This window comes from Caulobacter sp. GW821-FHT09A05 (genome assembly GCF_059418465.1).
The window spans coordinates 292,502-309,265 of record NZ_JBWKPX010000002.1 but is presented as its reverse complement, the minus strand read 5'-3'; the positions used below and the strand labels follow the sequence as shown (position 1 = coordinate 309,265).

The window sequence follows — 16,764 nt, the reverse complement described above, 5'->3', positions numbered from 1 at the left end:
CCGGCAGGTCGATCGGAAAGGACCGGCCTAAAATCTCAACGTCGCGCGTCCGGGCGGTAGGGCATGGCAGATCATCAGAGCGGGGCAGTTCCCGCAAACTCTCGGATTGGGGTCGTCCATCGTTGGAAAAAGACCCGCCCGGATTTTTGTCACATCGTCCGTCAGCATCTTGCGCAAACTAGCTGGCGCACCGCGCTTGGGCTCGACGATGGAACGTTGGCGATCCGCCAGATGCAGCACCTCAGCCCGGAGGCCGCGCGCGCTGGCCAGATCGATCAGCGCCCGCACATCCAACTCGTCTTGGAACTTGGACCGGGCATGACGGGTCTGAACGAGCCACATCGACGTTTCGACGCCGTCCGATACCAGGTCATGGGGCTGGAGTTCGACGGCAAGACCCTCGACCTCAATGTCCAGAACCGGCCTGGCGTGCGGGGCAAGGGACCGTCTTTGTTCCGCGTAGAAGCTGACCAAATCGATCGCCAGTCGTTCGAAGTCAGAGTAGTAGCCGTGTTCCGTCAGGGTCGGAATCCGACAGGCCTCGCGGGTCAAGCGCGCAACGTCCTCGTCGCTGGGGATCCTCGCCATATCTGCGAGCTCTCCGATGATCCGGCGAGCGATGTCATGGACGGTCTTATAGGGTGTCGGCTCGGATGCGCCGCCGGTCCGGAGGACGTGGGAATAGAAGAAACGCCGCGGACATCTGCGATATTGCGCTAGCCGCCAGACCGGGATCCGCCCCTCGCCGGAGGCGCTCAATGAGACAGGGGCGGAGTCCGCGCCAGGCGGAAGATGTCTCGAGGGCGCGACGACCCGGCCGAATAGGCCCAGACGCGCGATGAAAGACGATTCTTGCCGCGCGACACCCCGCCGATCCGATTGGCAGCGATAGAGATTCAGCCCGAGTTCCGGCCGAGAGAGGGCCACATAGAGCAGACAGTCCTGCTCCTCCAAATGACTGATCGCCAGTTCCTCATCCACATCGCCGCGGGCGAATTCGATCAGGTTGGCGGGTGGCGGACAGGCCGGCCGGCCGAGGTGTGGGCGTTTGGGAAGAGTGTCCGCGTTCAAGCCCGGTAGGTGCACGGTCGCGAACTCAAGACCCTTGGCACCGTGAATGGTCATCAACCGCACAGCATCGATTCCGGACGCAGAGGCGGGCAAATGCCGCAGTTCGCGTTCGTCGCCAAGACGGATGAGACGGCGAACCCGTTTCAACAAGGCCGGGATTGTCGGCACGCCCAGTCCACGGACCGATTTGACGAAATTCATGAACTGCCAGACCGCGATCGCTCGCGTCATCTCGCCAGCGTCGCGACCGCCCGCTAATCGTGCGCCGAGCCGCGTCCGATCAAACAGGATTTCGGCCAGCGCCGTCCAAGGGCGGGTGGATGGCTCGACTCCCCTCAATGCCGTGGCGATTGCGCTCAGCGGCTCGGCGGCGCCGGGCGTGAGACCTACTGCAATATCCGGACGCGCCAGGGCGTTCGGCGGTGTCGCGGGATCCTTCAGCGCCGCCATCGTCTCGGTCACCTGCGCCAAGTCCATCTCGAACTCCGGCATCGTCGCGACCCTAATGAGCCCCGCCCCCCAGGGATCATGAGCGAGCGACAGAAGACAAAGGAGATCCTTGACTTCCGGCCGTTCGAACAGGCCGCCAAGGAACAGGATTGGCAGGCCCAGTGCCTCTAGTTCGCGACCGATCGTGGCTAATCGGTCATTGCCCGAAACCAGAACGCAGTGGTCACGGTAGCGCCCGCCAGCCCTGACATCCGCCTCGATCTGATCAGCGATCACCGGCACGAGCGTGGATTTGTCGGAAGCGATGATGAGATCCGCCGCGCGCCCACTGGGGCCGCTGTTCGAGTGCAGAGGCTCAAGCGGGCGAGCAGACGGATCGCCGTCGCCCGGGAATTGCGCCATGGTTTCGGCAAATCGGTTGAAGAGGCCGACGATTTCGGCCGACGACCGATAGTTGACGACGAGCCCGCCGTCCTTCGAGTTCGGGAAATCGCGCTTGAACAGAGCCATGTTGCGCGATGAAGCGCCCCGAAACCGATAGATGGACTGGCGGGCGTCCCCGACGACCCAAAGACCGTTGCCGGTCGGCCGTAAGGCCTTGATCAGCCGCACGCTGGCGCGATTGACGTCCTGATATTCGTCGATGAGCACATGACTATACCGATCGCAATAATGAGACTTGGCGGCTTCATCAGTCTCCAGAAGTCGAACGGCGAGCATCACCAGATCGCCGAAATCGACGAGATCGCCTTCGCCCTTTAGTTGTTCATACCGCTCATAGAAGCGCGCGACCTCCTGGGCCCGCTCGGCCTTCTCGATAGCCGGCGCTCTCGCCTCGCCCTCAAGCGCCCGGGCCCGGACCAGCATCGCGTCGGCGAGCCTGCCGTAAGCAATATAATCACACATCTCATCCTGGGCGCGGGAGACCGCCGCTAACATGTCAGACACCACGGTCGTGGGGTCATAGAGATCGCGATGATGAACCAGTCCGAGCCTAGGAAGTTCGTCCTCGAGGCGCGCGACGGCCTCCGCGCGATCCAGCAAGGTCGGCTTACGCGACCGCCCGACCCGATCGCCGAAGGTGTGAAGAACATCCAGGCCAAAACCGTGGAAGGTCCCAATCCACAGAGCCGAAAGCGCATCGCTCTGCTGACCGGCGATCCGATCCGTCAGCTCGGCGGCGGCCTTGTTGGAAAAAGTCAGAACGAGGATGCGGCGAGGATCGACACCGGCTGCGAGAAGCTCGCCGACCCTGGCCGTTAACGTCTGCGTCTTGCCGGTTCCGGGTCCAGCCTCGAGCAGAAAGGCCTCGCCCCTGTGGCTCGCTGCCTCGCGTTGGCGATCGTTCAACGGCTTGGGCCGTACTGGCGTGCGCTCGCTCGAGATCTCTGGGAGCAGAAGGGAGTCGAGCAACTGCTGATAGACCGCCCCAACCGGCGCACCGATCTTGCCCGCGATCTCGGCCGCCGACATTCCGGCGTCGAGATGCAGTTGTCTCATCCATGGGCGAGGCAGGAGCAGTTCACGGGCGAACAGATCCATCTGAACTTCGCGGCGTTGACGCGGTCCGTGGGCGATGACTCGCTCTTCGCCATCTGGGGCCGGTTCGGATGATCGCTCCGGATCGGCCTCGCATGCGCCTCGGGCGTCCCCCAGAAGCCCATGCCCCAGCTCATGGGCGATCAAGAATGCCTTGTCGAAGTCCGAGCCGGTATCGGAATAGAGAATCAGCCCGAGTGACGGGTCGAACTTGGCTTGGGCGTTGCCGAGTTGCGCCGCCCCAGGTCTGGCTGGCTCAGCGCCGAAGCCGGCGTTCTCGACCTCGCTCAGGACCAGATCCAGGGGCTTAAAGGGGTCGAGTCCACGCGAAACCGCAACGGCATGCCGTGCCGCCGCGCGCCTGCGAGACGCTTCGATCGCATCCATCAGGTGACGTCGGACATGATCTCCGCGCGCTTCGCCGGATCGACCTGTGCGTCGATCAGGATCTGCTCGAACGGAACCGGCTTCTTAGCCGCGGGCCGATCATCGGATTTGAAGCTGGCGACGGGCTGACCATTTGCCCCTATAGCCCGCATCAGGTCGTTCACCGAAACGTTCATAGCTAGTGCAAGCCGCCGGGCCCAGCCCATGGGAATGGACGTAGGGATGGCCAGTCCATCGCGGATCGCGCCGATGACCTGAATCGGCACTCCAAGGAGTTTAGACACACGGCGGAAGTCGGATGGCTCCATGGTCGCGAAAGGATTGTCGGTCGAGATTGCGGCCGGCCAATCGGCCATCACCCGCGAAACCGCCGCATCGACCGAGGCGCGTGCGACCTCATCAGGTTCGGGGGCCTCGTCTGGCAGCACTTCAGCAACCTGGTGCGCAAGCGCCAAGAGGTGCGACGCGAACTGAGGATATTGCTTCAGATAGCGAGCTAGGACACCCGGCTCTTCGTCGTCCAGCATATAGGCTTCAAGAACATCGCTAAGTTCGTCTCTCATGGCCGCGGTCATGTGCTTGAACCTTCGACGGCCGCGCGCACGGCGATGATTGCGGCGTTCTTCCGATTTAGCAGGGTGCGAGGCTGGGTTCCGGTCTGGGCAGCGATTTCGCCGGGCGTCATACCATCTCTCGTCATGGTAAGAATCTCCTTTTGTTCTCGAGGCAGAGCGTCAATCGCCTTCCAAACGCGGGATCGGAAATCGTCGTCGTTGTTTTGTGCCTCGTTGAAGATATCGGGGTTCGCCTTCTGCATGGCGGCATCGAGATCCTGCTCGTGCTCGACGCCGATTTCAACGATCGGATCTTCGCCCTTTGGAGTCAGGTGTGAGCGCAGCGCGTCGAGCTTCAGGCTCTGCACGGCCTTGTCGAACCTGGCTTCATAAATGTCGAGCTTGTCCTCGTACCCCGTCAGGTCAGGGCCCAGCAGCCGCACGAAGCGATCCACGCCGTAGTCAGACATCTTTCTTTCTTGAGGCGAAGCCGTATCGAGGCCGCCACCCGGCATGGCCGCTGTAATGCGTTCGACAATCAGCTTGACCCATTTGCCATAGGATCGCCGATCCCCCCGCCTCGCCGCAAAGCGCATCATGAACACAAGACATTCGCCCGGAAGCCAGCCTGGCGAGCTTCGGCGCCGAAGCGACGCGCGCGCAAGAATTTCATCCTCAGGCAGACCGATCAAACCTCCGATCAGTTGCATGATCCGATCGGGTCGCCGGTAGAGCGTTTCGATGATCGACCCATCATCAGCCTTGGTTTTCTTAAGCTTGCGAAGTGGTGGGATGACGTCACCAGGATTCGAGCTCGATGAGGCTTCGTCTTCTTGCATAAGTAGCAGCTAAGACAACCTCGGCGACAATTTCAACGGGTGTGTGCCGGTTGGAAAAATAAACTGTAAGGCAGGGGAAAAATTCGATCGCCGTTTCCGATCAGAGACTTCGCGCTCGATTACCTGGTGGACCGCATCACTGCGGCCGCCTCAAGGGATCCATACAATGTCCGACGATAAGACCAAGCGCCGTCCCCAAGACGCGTCGAAGATCAACATGCATGAGGGCTACGAGGTCGCCTACTGGACGGCCAAGTGGGCTGTGACGCGCGCTGAACTCCAGGCGGCGGTCACCGCCGTCGGTGTCAGCGCCGCCAAGGTCGCGACCTATCTCGGCAAGTCGCTCTAGTCTCTACTACTCCACACACCCGCATATCCCGGTCGGCTCGTCCGACCGGGATTTTACGGCTATCGCCGCGATCCGCATCTCTTCGATGAAGACACGGCCAAGGCGACCGCAATCCGCAGGCCAAAGCCCAGATCAAAGCGCTCGTCGCCAAGCTCGCTGCCCGCGCAAGGTATAAGTTCGCCGAACCGAGCGATAATTTGCGACATAGCGCCAGCATGTCCGGACCGGCGCCGTCGATACGGCCAACCGTCACTCCCTGACCCAGAATGCGTTGCGAGAATGAAGAGAAACCAGCTCGTCTTGGGTGGAGTCAGGTCAATTTATGCTCCGCCCGATTTTCCGGATTTCGGTCATTTACTACATACAGCACTGTCTGAAACTAAAGGCCTCAACCCACGTAACGGCCATCCTGCAGTTTGCGTAACCGCCCCATTCCCGCAAGTGCGTCGAGGACGGGCATGACAGTGCTGGCTCGCTTGCTCTTGAAAGCTCGAGCTACGTCGGAAGCCGCCAGCGGACGGTCAGCGCGGGCTACAATGCCAGCTACCGCGACAACCTGTTCTGGCAGGGCGATCGGCCATTCAAGCGCTTGAAAATCAGGCGTCTCAGTCCGAGACAACTCCAGTGCGGTTTGATCAACAGAAACGTTATGGACTGTGTTTTGCCGATCTGGGCGTAGCCAACGCACCTTGCCCCTCAATTCTTCCCGAACACGCTCCCCGTTTAGCGTCAGCAAGCGCCTGAGAATTTCTTCGTCGGTGCAGTCGCACGGCCAGCCATAGGCCTCAGCCACAGCTGCATCGAGGTGATCGTGATACTCCCCCATTAAAGGAACACACCCACGCTCAGCGATATCGCGGTCGCTCGGCGAGAGCACGGCTCCCGAAATCTTCGCCTGTCGAATTGCTTCGAGCGCATTGTAGAGTTTCGTAAATGTCAGGTCTTGATGAAGCTCAAGTACACTTTTCCTGAGCATGTCGAGTTTCGAGGCGACGGTGCTGATTCGGCCTTTAAGGTCTGTGCCAGGATCTTCTGGGAATGGGAATGTTTCGAAGCAAGTGCTGTTGTTATAGACTGGGTCGTTTCCCACGCCCTGTCGACCACCCGTCGCGTCTGCCCAGAGCACGTGGATGCGGCTGCTTAGAATTCCCAAGCTATATCCATCATCCAAAGCCACTACGCGGATTTTTTGGTCTGGAAGAACCGTCTTTGCCAGAAATGTAAACCACCTATGCTTCGAGGTTTCTGTCGTAGCGATGTAACGCGAAAGTCCCTTCAACGCCATGCGCATTTCAGGTCGTGGCTTTGCAAAAAGCCACCATTCGGCGGCGTACTGTTGAGAATCGACGGTCTCACCTGATCGCGCCTCTCTCTCGCCTTTCATTGTCGAAACAAGGTAATTATATAGCGGCGCGTAATCTCGCTCTATTTGATCCTTTTTTTTTCCAAAAAAGTCTACAATCAGTTTTGTTGGAATGTTGTCCGTTAGGTCGCTTCCGCCAATGTATGTGCGAACGACATCGGGTGGGGACTTGTATCCCAGGCGCATAAGATCTTCCGATGTGATGCGAAAGCCAGTGCCTGAGGGAATAACTCCCATGAAGCTTACGCTCAAATTTGCTCGAAGCGTGGCTGCAGATGTAACGTCCACCCCAGTTGTTAGGTCGCTGTTTATGCGTCCCTTTGACGTCATCACCTCTACTGCGGGGAGAGATCCTTTCTGTTTCCTTTCGGATTTTACACGTTCGAGAATGCCATCTTCAGATCCTGCGCGGGCTACGGTCATAGCGATCCGGACGGCAGCCGTCGTCGCCTCGTCCATCCATGGGTGATCGGGAAGCGCATATGAGAGAGAGATGCTTCGCTTGGCGGCTAGGTACTTTGCCATCACGGCGCGATTGGTGATCTGTTTTATGCTGTTAGTTGAGACGAAGCCGAACTGCCGAACTGCTTTTCGGGCGGTAGCTTCTGCAGAAAGTGCCCACCAATACATAACGATATCGCACCCGCCCGATATATTCGGGTACGCTTTTCGAAGTGCAGCGACATAGCCGTCGCCAAGGCGTTTTCTGATTTTCTTGTTTCCGATGAATGGCGGATTGCCGACAATGAAATCTGCCTTAGGCCATTTTGCCGCCTTCACTCCCGAATAGAAATACAATTGCTGACGTCCGGTTTCGTCAGGCTCAAGCTTGCTAGTAACTGGGTTTAGCTTCATCGATGCGCCGTCCCAGATCGTCTTTGCGCGCCCGTCGCTATCGAGCGCCGTTTCTCGTCGTTCCCAATCGATCAGCGCGTCGCGGTTCTCGATTGTCTTCACATTTCGAAGCACGGGCGCCTCGGGTAGGCGCCCCTCGCCATTTACGCGGAAGTGCCATTGTAAATAGCCGATCCAAAGCACAAGCTGTGCAATATTTGCTGCGCGCGGGTTGACTTCGAGGCCGAGAAAATTCTCCGGAGTAACGGTATATCCTGATATCTCTGCCAAATACTGGACATCCCCCAGCTCTTGCAGCAATTCCAAGACCTCTCCTTCAAGCTCCTTCATTCTCGCCATGGCAACATAGAGAAAATTTCCAGTTCCGCAGGCTGGATCTAGTACTCTAGTCTGGGCCAGCTTGCTGTGAAACGTTTCGACAAGCCTACGGGCTTTGCCCTGATCTCCGGCCTCGGCGGCCTCCATTGCGGCGGTGCGCGCGCCTAGCCAATCATCCCGCAGAGGTTCCATGATTGTGGGGCCGACGAGGCGATCAACGTAGGCGCGTGGGGTATAATGGGCTCCAAGCTTGGCCCGTTCTTTTGGATTCAAAGCTCTCTCAAGCAAAGTGCCAAAAATTGCCGGTTCGACTTTGTCCCATTTGGCTTCAGCGGCCTCGATCAATATGTCGATTTCGCTTGGCAACATTGCCAGCGCCTTCGTATCTTTGAACAGCCAGCCGTTAAATTGAATGACTGTATTCGCGATCGATGCAGCGAATCCACCGGTGTTCATCACCGTCCAAAGCGCGCTCAATTGGAGCCCTAGAATATCTGGCTCATCTCGATGGCGCTTGAGCAAATCTTTGAAGCTGTCCTTTTTGATGAGGCCAGTATCTTCGGCGAACATCGTGAATAGGAGGCGCATCAAGAAGGCTGCGACTACGTCCGCATCCTGTTCCCGGGCTTCGAGCGCCCTGGCTAGGTTCGCCAAATGGACAGCGATGGCGCTCGTGACGCGTTCCGCCTCTATGGAGGGGTCGAGGGACAGCGGTGCCCGCCACATGGCGGAGAGGCGGTCTCGCACATCTCGATCACGCAGGTCATCCAGCGTAATTCGAAAACGGCGCCTATCAGGGAAAGGCGCGTAGGGTCGACCGTCGCGAGCAAAGTTCGCGTAGACGTCTATGCAATAGCCAACATCTGTAACAAGGAGAAATGGTGGCCAGGCGTGATGCCCCGGAAGTGCTCGAGCGTAGCCATCCGCCTGTCCCGCAGCCCGCAACATCGCGGCTGTCCATTGGGCGGTGCCGCGCTTTGCCATGCCGCGCTTAAATCGCTCGGCTGCCGTCTGGCCGAATAGGTCGTGTCGGCTATCGCCGTGCCCAGCATCGACCGCCGCTGCGTCGGCAACGCTTCCTTGTTTCGCCTCAAGAATGAAACAGTCGCGCTTATAACAATCCATCCAACCGTTCGACGTGGTGCCGTCAATATCGGTCTTCAGCACGTGGCGCTCAAACACATAGTCGTTGAGGCTTGATTCGCTCACCGTTGGCTGTGGTGCATCAACTTCCAGTAATCTGCATAGATCAGCGACGAATAGCTGCGTGTTCGCTCTCTCATTGCCTCCAGAGGGAGACCACTTTCCGATAAATTCGTCGACGGTCACGAATGCTCCGAAACGCTGCGAAGTGACGGCGATGGTGACGCCCTGCACGCCGACCTACGAATATGGGCATAAGGAGTGACGGTCTAGCTCCTCTCGAAGCCGGGGGGCGAACGCTGGATTTGCCGAACCGATCGGCGCCAGTTGTCGGCTGTTGTCACGTGGGCGGAGGCGGGTGGCTTATGCCGCCTTCACGTCGAACCCCAGATAGCGCAGAGCCTTGGCCATGCGACCGTTCATCGGCGGAGAGTCTTCCGGCTTCACGGTGCCGTAGAGTTCCAAAGCGCAGAAAAAGCCAAAGTAGCCGAGTTTTATCCGGGGATCGTAGAGCACGTCATGCAAGCGCGGGACGAAATCGCCGGGTCCATGAATGAGGTGGGTCAGGGTGCGGCGAACCTTTCCAACATCGTCGTTGTTGACCGACCAGAATGCGGCGGGCAGGGCGGCTAAGCCGCCTTTGACGAACCGTAGCTGCTCGGTGAAGGCATGTAGCGACAGCATGCCCGCGGTGATGTCGTCCTGGGATGCCGCTTCGATCGCCACGGCGGAGCCGAAGATCCTATCGACCGTCTCAAGCCAACCGACGTAGGTTTGCGGCACCATGTTGTTGTCGGTCGCAGCCCATTCGGCGCCGAGTTGGAGGAGATGCTTCCGGCGCTCCGCCGGCGGAAGCTGTGGCGCTGTTCTCCAAGCCTCGTCGCCATGGACGTAACTGAGCCGAACCCAGTTCAAAAAACGGTTGGTCTCGTTGGCCAGACCGATGATCGCCAGTTCGGGACGCCGGAAGTCGTTTTCTGACAGGACGTTGGCGACCTCTGTGAAGGCCGGCCTGTACTGTTCGTATATTTGGCGCTGCAGGCCGTCGAGAAACAGGCGCTCCCTGGACTTGGTGACGCTGCCGACGGCGATGTTGCGCGGCTCAGCGCGGCCGACCGCAGCTTCGATCGCATCGTCCGGATCTGGCCCCTTGGGGCGGTTGGTGTTCCAGGCCCGAGCGAACGTCTCCTGTATGGCCGGGGTGAGGACTTTGGCTTGATCCCACAGCTCCAGGAAGAGGGCGCGTACCTCCTCAATCGCCTGGAAGTCCTCTGGCTGATCAAGGCAGATAGCGGCCTCGCGGTTGGAGTTGAGCCCCCCATCGGTGAGATTGGCTGAACCCAGCATCGCGCAATCGTCGAAGAGGTAAATCTTGGCGTGGAACCGGTGGGTCAGGAAACGCACCGAAACGTTTGGCGCCTTGAGGACGGCGGATAGAGCGGCCGGTTCGGTGGCGCTGTTCAAACCGACAAGAAGCTGGACCGCCTTGCCGGCGGAGGCGGCGCTGACGATGGGCGCGGCGGCCGTGAAGTAGGGTGCCGCCAGGTGCAGGTTCGAGGCCTTGGCCGCAAGTCGCTCGAAGGGGTTGCGCACATAGTCGAACTTGCCGCCATTGGAATATACCCGCCTCATCGCCCGCCCCCACTGATGCCCTAGCCCGTGTAGTCGTCGTCGCGACGCAGGGTGTCGAATAATGCGCCGTATTGCCGGCTGTTCATCTGCCGCTCCCGTTGGCGCTCCGCGCGAGCCCGATCCTCGCGTTCTTCCGGCTCGACGTACATGGTGAGCTCGGTTTCCACCGCGCCGATGGGGCCGCGCAAATCGACCTGCAGTCGGTCCCTCAAGATCACCAGCTTTTTGCGCAGAGCCTCCAGCTCCCATTCGCTTCGGCAGTCGCGCAACCAATCACCCATGCGGCGCGGCCATCCCCCAGCCGCCAGCTGAAGCGCACTCGCCTCCTTGCTAGAGAGCGGCCGCTCCGGCTCAAGGTTCAGAAGGTCCGTAACCTCGGCAGGCGTGAGGTCGTAGATCGTCTGTCGCATCAGAGCTGATCTGAGCTGAAGGCGGCTGGCCTCGATCGCGGGCGTCGCGAGGAACGGCGTATTCTTCAGAGCCTGCAATGAGCGGATGAGTACGGGCATCCGCGGACGATCGTGAGCCCAGCTGGCGATGACGTGATCAATAGTGGGGGCGATCAGCGGCTTCAACGCATCAATCTGAAGGGTCATGGCCATGTCAACGAGGAGGCCGAGGCGCTCATCAACCCGGTAGGCATAGGTCCAGGTCCGATCTTCCCAGTGGCTGGTGTGAACAGCTTGGAGCGCGCGGACCAATCCTTCGACCCAGTCGTCGAAGCGCGCCACAAGACGCCTGCGGATTTCGCCCGATGGCTCGGCCTCGGCCAGCCGCCAGACCGTTTCGATCTGGGTGATTTCCACCGCAGCCGCGGCGATGTCGATGCAGTTGTCGGGTGCCTCGACGAGGACGGCGTTCATCAGGTCTCGCACCGAAGGATCGAGGAACTCGATCTGATATCGGCGGATAGAAATGAACGAGCCGCCGAGGATGCGCATGGCGGCTACCAAATCGTCCGGCGAAGTCGAGAAATGATACCGCTCCGCACGCAGCCGATGGAGGACTTCGAACGCAGTCGTCACATTGGCATGGGAGTTCCACTGCGCGACGCCATGGAGGGCGAGCAGAAGGCTGCGAGCAGCATGGCTGATCTGCCGCTTATAGGCGTGGTCCCAGATCTCGGCGGGGTCGTCGAGCAGGCGAAGTGCGAACTTGGCATAGTCGTCGGGCAGGCAGGTTTTCAATCGCCGCGGGCTGGTGATCCATTCGATCAGGCGCGGCGAAAACTTGGGGTGCTCGATGATCTCGATGTAGAAATCGGCCCTGAGCAACTGGTTAAGATAGGCCGACGGCAAGCCGTTGAAATAGGCGTGGTTGTAGAGGATGCGGGCGCGCTCATCGGCGTCATAGTCACCAATCTCGACGACGTAGCGATAACTGGCCATCGTCGACGCCTTCAGGCGCTCGGACCCTTCAAGCGCCTCGGCCAGGATATGCTCCCGGGTTGTCAGGATCAGCAGCTTGGTGTCGTCGTCTTCGATCCGGGCGATGAAATCGGAAATCGCCCTGTCTTCGTTGCGCGCGAGGATCGACCCCGTCTCGCCCAGAAACGTCGCCCCCAGAAAGTCGTCGTAGTAGAAGACCTGCCGGACGCCTTCTTTGTAGAGCTTGCCCGCCTCGTGAACGCCGTTTCGCGCGATGACCGGTTCGAACCCATCGGCGAATTTCTCGTAGAGCAGGAACTCCGCAATGGTCGTCTTTCCAACGCCAGGCATGCCCGACAGGATGATGATCCGGTCTTCGTCCAGTTGTTCCTTGGCCAGCTCGTAGCCATAGGTCTGCACGAAGCGAGGGATGTCGCGACGGATCCTCTTGAATTCAAACCTGCTCTGCGTGACCTCGGCGGAATGGATGACTCGCTGAAGCACCTCGGAGCTGGCCAGCCAAAGCTTGAAGTGGCTCGTTTCGACGTGAGGGAATAGGCCCAGGAGGTTGTTCAGATCCTCACTCCCGAGGATGTCCCGGGTGTGCTTGAGGCCTAATATCTTGGCGAGTTCGTCTTTGTTGTCATTGGACAGCTCGACACTGGTCGACAAATAGTATCGGGACGGCGCGGGGCGCATCCGCTTGATCTTTTCGACCTCGGCCCGAACCTCGCGGAGGAGGGCCCGATAGCCGGATTTGCGCATATGCTTGCATTGCACGATGCGATTTTCGCGATCACTCGCGTAGCGCAGGTCTACGCCGCGATCACGGCCGCTCTTGAAGGATTGAAAGACCACCTTGTCGCGCGCCTGCAGCAGATCACGCGTCAGGACCTCGAAATCGACCGGCGAGATTTCATGGAAATCGTAGCTGCGCACGCCATCGCCCCACGCCGGTATCACGGCCGAATCCGTTGCTTCGGATTAGACTGGATAACACCAACCTGGCTTCGCCACACGTCGAGCGCGAAGCTGGCGTTCTTAAGTGGCTGTCTTCGACCGCGGGACCAAAAGAAGCCACTCGACGCCCCGTAGGGAATTCTGAGGAACAGTCACTGGTCCTCAGTATCTTTCGTGCGATCGCCAGCATGCCTATCGGCGCAGTGAAGCAAAAGCGCCTTCGCCCCGTATACGATCACCAGCATGATGGTCGCACCGCCTATCACCTGCGCTGCATTTACAAGAAAAGCGGCATCCACAGTTCACGCTCCCGGCTCGCATTCAGCCAGGGGCGGTTCGGGCCTTGGCGCTCAGCAGTATGTATCATGCGAAGTATTTCGCAAGTGTGTTCGCATGTTGGTCTGCTATCAAGAATATACCCTATAGGGTATCAGTGGGCTGAAACGTCGAATTTTAATCGTTAGCGCAGCGGAGATAATTTCCGATTGCGAATCCAAAGATTTCGTTACTTCAATTGAAACTGGATGGAGTCGTTACGACTCATCTGCGCGCACAAGTGCGCGCCAATCTCGAAATTTTCAATTTTGGAGGGCTTCGCGATGCCGCCGGATTGATCGACGCGCTTTCCTGAACCTGGAAAATGAATAAGCCCGGGCGCTTCCAACACCCAGGCTTATGCATTTGGAGAGCATTTTCTTCGTGTCGTTTGGCTTGCGACCTGAGAACTCTCCCCCGTTATTGCGATTCCGTCAAGCGCCCTGAGAGGGCGGTCGCTGTCGCATGCGGTGTCCATCGCCAAGAAAATCACTTCTGGAGATGTTCAATGGGACCTTCCAACCGAGGGCTTAGCGCCCCCATGACCAACGCAGACCGTTGGGGCAGTCCGATAAGGCGGCCATCGGGGCTTCCTTCGATCGAAGACAGTATCAAGGCGCAACTCGTTGACCCGAACTCGACGGGCCGAAATCTGCTCAACTGCAGTTGCCGCATTGTAATGACGCTGGACGGCCGACCGCTCCGCACGGTCATCACCGGCCGCCGCCACATCGTCACGGGAAGCTACCCGAGCCGAAAAGCGCGCAGGGCCTTTCCGCACGAGGGCATGAACGAGCTCGCGTTCTTCATGCACAGCGAGGTCGATACGACCGTCATCGACTATCGAGCTCAACCGTTCCGCTTCGAGTTCACGCTCGACGGCCGCCCGCGGATCTACATCGCCGATAGTGTTCGGCAATTGGATACCGGCGCGCTCGAAGTCGTCGAGGTCAAGAACGACTGGCGGGCGCTTCGTGACCCCGACTACGCGGCTAAGTTGGCGCGCGTAGGGGAGGTCTGCCACTCTCTGGGCTGGAGTTTTAGGGTCGTAACCAAGCCCGCGCTCACACAGCCCCCGATCTTCCACGCCAACGTCAAGGAAGTGCAGTCGCGGCGGACGGTTCGATACGACGCCTCCCATATCTATCGGGCCTGCGCGCTTATCGTGCGCGAAGGCGGGGCAGCGCCCCTTGGCGCCGTAGCCGACGCCCTCGGGGAACGTCGACAAGGGCGAGCGATCGTGAAGGCGCTGATGGTCGGGCGCGTGGCCGACATCATGCTGGATCGTCGCCTCACCGACGACAGCGAAGTCCGCTTGGTTCGCGACGCGGGCGCGCACCTCCAGTTTTCGGAGGTCCGCTGATGTCGATGATCTTCAAACCAGGCCAGCGGTGGACCTATGACGGCCTCGCGCTGGGCTTCGAACGTGAGCTGGGCGATGATCTGCTCGTTTTCAGGATCGAGCTAACGCTCGCGCCCCTTCAATTGGAGGACGATGAAGGGCGAAAATGGGCGCCGACCCGCGCCTGGGCGTTGGAGGCCTTCGAAAGTGGAAGGCTGAAGCGAGTACCAGACGTCCCCAGTTCAAGGCCGAGACGCCAGGCCGCGGCAATCGAGGTCGATACCGAATTCGTTGAACAGCGAGACCGGAAGGCACGATTGCGAGCCTTCGTAGTCAACTGGTTTGACGCACAGGGCGAAATGGGGCGCGGCTTGAAGGCAATCGAGCGAGCCCTCGTCCGACTTTGGCGGGAGCAGCCTGAGAAGGCCGCGCAGTTCGAGAGAATGCCCTCTGTTTGGTCGGTCCGCCGTTGGCTCGACAATCGAGGAACGCCCGGCGAGCGTCCGATCAGGCAGATGATCTCGATGACGGGCCGCGTGGAGAGGCAGCGGAAATTTCCGCCCGAGACTCTTGAATTGTTACGGCGCAGCGTCGCGGAATATTGGTCGCGTGGGAAGCTTAGCATCAGCGATGCCTATTCCCTCTTTCATCGCCTGATTAGCTACATCAACAAACGCCGACGGAGGGGTAACCTGGGCTTCCCTCAGCTCAGAATCCCCAGCTTCGAGACCTTCCGGCTGGACGTGCGGTTACATGAGCACTTCGAGACCTATGCGGCCAAGTATGGCCCTCTCAAAGCCAAGGCCCGCTTCAAGGCGCACGGCGAGGGCTTGACGTCCACGCGCGCCCTCCAACTGGGGTGCATGGATCACAACCTCCTAGACACAGTCGTCTGTCTGGACACCGATTGGATGATCCCCATCGGGCGGCCATGGGTCACCGTGCTCATCGATGTGCGAACGCGCTGCATCGTGGGTTTCGTGATCAGCTTTGAGCCGCCATCTCTCTATTCGGTCACCGAATGCATAAAGAGGGCGAACCGGCCAAAATTACATCTCAGGAAGCGCGAACCTCGATTCAAAATACTGGCTGAGATATTCGGCCGTTTCGACGAAATCGTCGTCGACAACGGCTGGGAATTTGCGGGCAACTCCCTTGAAGACGTCATGAATGACGTCGGGACCGCCATCCGCTGGGCCCCCGTGCGGTCGCCTACCTACAAGGCGATCGTCGAGCGGTTCTTCCGGACGCTCAATAACCTGCTAGCTCACAAGGTGACGGGAGCCGTCTACAAGCCCGAAATCCTGCGGGAGATGGGATACGATCCCTACAAAGACGCGGTTCTCACCTTGAGTGAAATCGAAGATCTCATGTGGGAGGCCATCTGTTACTACCATAAGTGCGAGCATCGCGGGATCGGGATGGCTCCCGCCGATCTTTGGCAACGCGACGTCCTCGCCAACGGCATCGACGTCATCGGCGACGACAGTCTGCTCGATAAAATCGCCGGCAAAACCGAGTACCCATGCAAGGTCACGCGGGGTGGTGTTCGGCTCTTTGGGCTGCAGTATCACGACCAAGGCGCCGTCGCCGGGTTGCTCGATGACCTGATCGGCATTGAACCGGTCCGGCAACAGCAGCGCGGCTCAAGAGCAGCGACCGCCACAGTTAAAGTCCACTACAACCCTGCCAATATCTCGGAAATCCATGTCTGGAACCGGCGGCGGAAGGTTTACGTCACGCTACCCTGCGTCGATGTAGACTACGTCGCGGGAATGTCGCTTTGGCACCATAGGCAGGTTCAGGCCTGGGCCAAAGATCGCAGTCTGGAATTCATTACGGAAGCCGATCGTCTGGCTGCGCGTGCGCGGCTCGTCGATCGGACCCAGAGTGCTGTCCCCGGCGCCAAAATCCGTGACCGTCGGGCTAAGGCCAGATTGCTATCGCCGCCGACCGTCCACCCGGTCAGTGGCGACAGGGTCTCTATCGCCTACGCGCCGCCACGACCTGACGGCCTAGCTCCGATCATCGATCACGAACCCTTGGCTTCAAACCGCAATGACGGCGGCCTTCCGTCGCCACGCCCGGCCAAGGGGCGGCGCAAGCGCGCGGTTCAGCAGTCCAAGCCTGGGCCGACCAAGGCCGATCCCGTCAAAGCCGCTGCGCGCCGCAAGCCGCCGCGGACTGACGGGCGGAATCCTTGGGACGCGTTCGAGTGAACCGGCCTTCGGGCGCTTAGCAAACATCAACGCGGCCGGGCGCGTGCCCGGCCGCCCCAAT

At 59.7% G+C, this 16,764-nt stretch carries 9 protein-coding genes; 3 read left to right on the top strand and 6 right to left on the bottom strand.

Going from position 1 to position 16,764, the window contains the following annotated elements; all coding sequences use genetic code 11:
• Positions 1 to 27 precede the first annotated feature (27 nt).
• The 3 genes from AC07NX_RS03085 to AC07NX_RS03075 are packed head-to-tail and all read right to left on the bottom strand — an operon-like array spanning position 28 to position 4,840.
• On the bottom strand, positions 28 to 3,447 hold the full coding sequence (locus tag AC07NX_RS03085; RefSeq protein ID WP_494639031.1) for a UvrD-helicase domain-containing protein: 3,420 nt from the start codon (positions 3,445 to 3,447) through the stop codon (positions 28 to 30).
• Positions 3,447 to 4,022 (bottom strand): hypothetical protein, encoded by a 576-nt coding sequence (locus tag AC07NX_RS03080; RefSeq protein WP_494639029.1) that lies wholly within the window; start codon positions 4,020 to 4,022, stop codon positions 3,447 to 3,449. Before AC07NX_RS03080 ends, AC07NX_RS03085 begins: the two co-directional genes overlap by 1 nt.
• The gene (locus AC07NX_RS03075; protein WP_494639028.1) at positions 4,019 to 4,840 is read right to left on the bottom strand and encodes an RNA polymerase sigma factor; all 822 of its coding nucleotides are present in this window, start codon (positions 4,838 to 4,840) and stop codon (positions 4,019 to 4,021) included. Before AC07NX_RS03075 ends, AC07NX_RS03080 begins: the two co-directional genes overlap by 4 nt.
• Positions 4,841 to 5,006: 166 nt before the next feature.
• On the opposite strand from AC07NX_RS03075, the gene AC07NX_RS03070 reads away from it, so the two are divergent.
• The gene (locus AC07NX_RS03070) at positions 5,007 to 5,189 is read left to right on the top strand and encodes a DUF3606 domain-containing protein (RefSeq protein ID WP_494639026.1); all 183 of its coding nucleotides are present in this window, start codon (positions 5,007 to 5,009) and stop codon (positions 5,187 to 5,189) included.
• Between the two features lie 388 nt (positions 5,190 to 5,577).
• Here AC07NX_RS03070 and AC07NX_RS03065 read toward each other — a convergent pair whose 3' ends face one another.
• The 3 genes from AC07NX_RS03065 to AC07NX_RS03055 form a co-directional block, all read right to left on the bottom strand.
• Positions 5,578 to 9,102 carry a class I SAM-dependent DNA methyltransferase gene (locus tag AC07NX_RS03065; RefSeq protein WP_494639024.1) on the bottom strand — a complete coding sequence of 1,175 codons (3,525 nt, stop codon included), beginning with the start codon at positions 9,100 to 9,102 and terminating at the stop codon, positions 5,578 to 5,580.
• A 129-nt stretch (positions 9,103 to 9,231) separates the two neighbouring features.
• Positions 9,232 to 10,500, bottom strand: coding sequence for a phospholipase D-like domain-containing protein (locus tag AC07NX_RS03060; RefSeq protein WP_494639022.1), 1,269 nt, complete (start codon positions 10,498 to 10,500; stop codon positions 9,232 to 9,234).
• Positions 10,501 to 10,520: 20 nt separating this feature from the next.
• Positions 10,521 to 12,806 (bottom strand): nSTAND3 domain-containing NTPase, encoded by a 2,286-nt coding sequence (locus tag AC07NX_RS03055; RefSeq protein WP_494639020.1) that lies wholly within the window; start codon positions 12,804 to 12,806, stop codon positions 10,521 to 10,523.
• Between the two features lie 877 nt (positions 12,807 to 13,683).
• On the opposite strand from AC07NX_RS03055, the gene AC07NX_RS03050 reads away from it, so the two are divergent.
• Positions 13,684 to 14,505 (top strand): Tn7 transposase TnsA N-terminal domain-containing protein, encoded by an 822-nt coding sequence (locus tag AC07NX_RS03050; RefSeq protein ID WP_494639018.1) that lies wholly within the window; start codon positions 13,684 to 13,686, stop codon positions 14,503 to 14,505.
• Positions 14,505 to 16,703 carry an integrase catalytic domain-containing protein gene (locus AC07NX_RS03045; protein ID WP_494639016.1) on the top strand — a complete coding sequence of 733 codons (2,199 nt, stop codon included), beginning with the start codon at positions 14,505 to 14,507 and terminating at the stop codon, positions 16,701 to 16,703. Before AC07NX_RS03050 ends, AC07NX_RS03045 begins: the two co-directional genes overlap by 1 nt.
• The last annotated feature ends 61 nt before the right edge of the window (positions 16,704 to 16,764 follow it).

Bases quoted from the DNA above. Each gene is read 5' to 3' on its own strand.
- AC07NX_RS03060 (WP_494639022.1), bottom strand. From the start codon at position 10,500: ATGAGGCGGGTATATTCCAATGGCGGCAAGTTCGACTATGTGCGCAAC.
- AC07NX_RS03080 (WP_494639029.1), bottom strand. From the start codon at position 4,022: ATGACCGCGGCCATGAGAGACGAACTTAGCGATGTTCTTGAAGCCTAT.
- AC07NX_RS03070 (WP_494639026.1), top strand. From the start codon at position 5,007: ATGTCCGACGATAAGACCAAGCGCCGTCCCCAAGACGCGTCGAAGATC.
- AC07NX_RS03050 (WP_494639018.1), top strand. From the start codon at position 13,684: ATGACCAACGCAGACCGTTGGGGCAGTCCGATAAGGCGGCCATCGGGG.
- AC07NX_RS03045 (WP_494639016.1), top strand. From the start codon at position 14,505: ATGTCGATGATCTTCAAACCAGGCCAGCGGTGGACCTATGACGGCCTC.
- AC07NX_RS03085 (WP_494639031.1), bottom strand. From the start codon at position 3,447: ATGGATGCGATCGAAGCGTCTCGCAGGCGCGCGGCGGCACGGCATGCC.
- AC07NX_RS03075 (WP_494639028.1), bottom strand. From the start codon at position 4,840: ATGCAAGAAGACGAAGCCTCATCGAGCTCGAATCCTGGTGACGTCATC.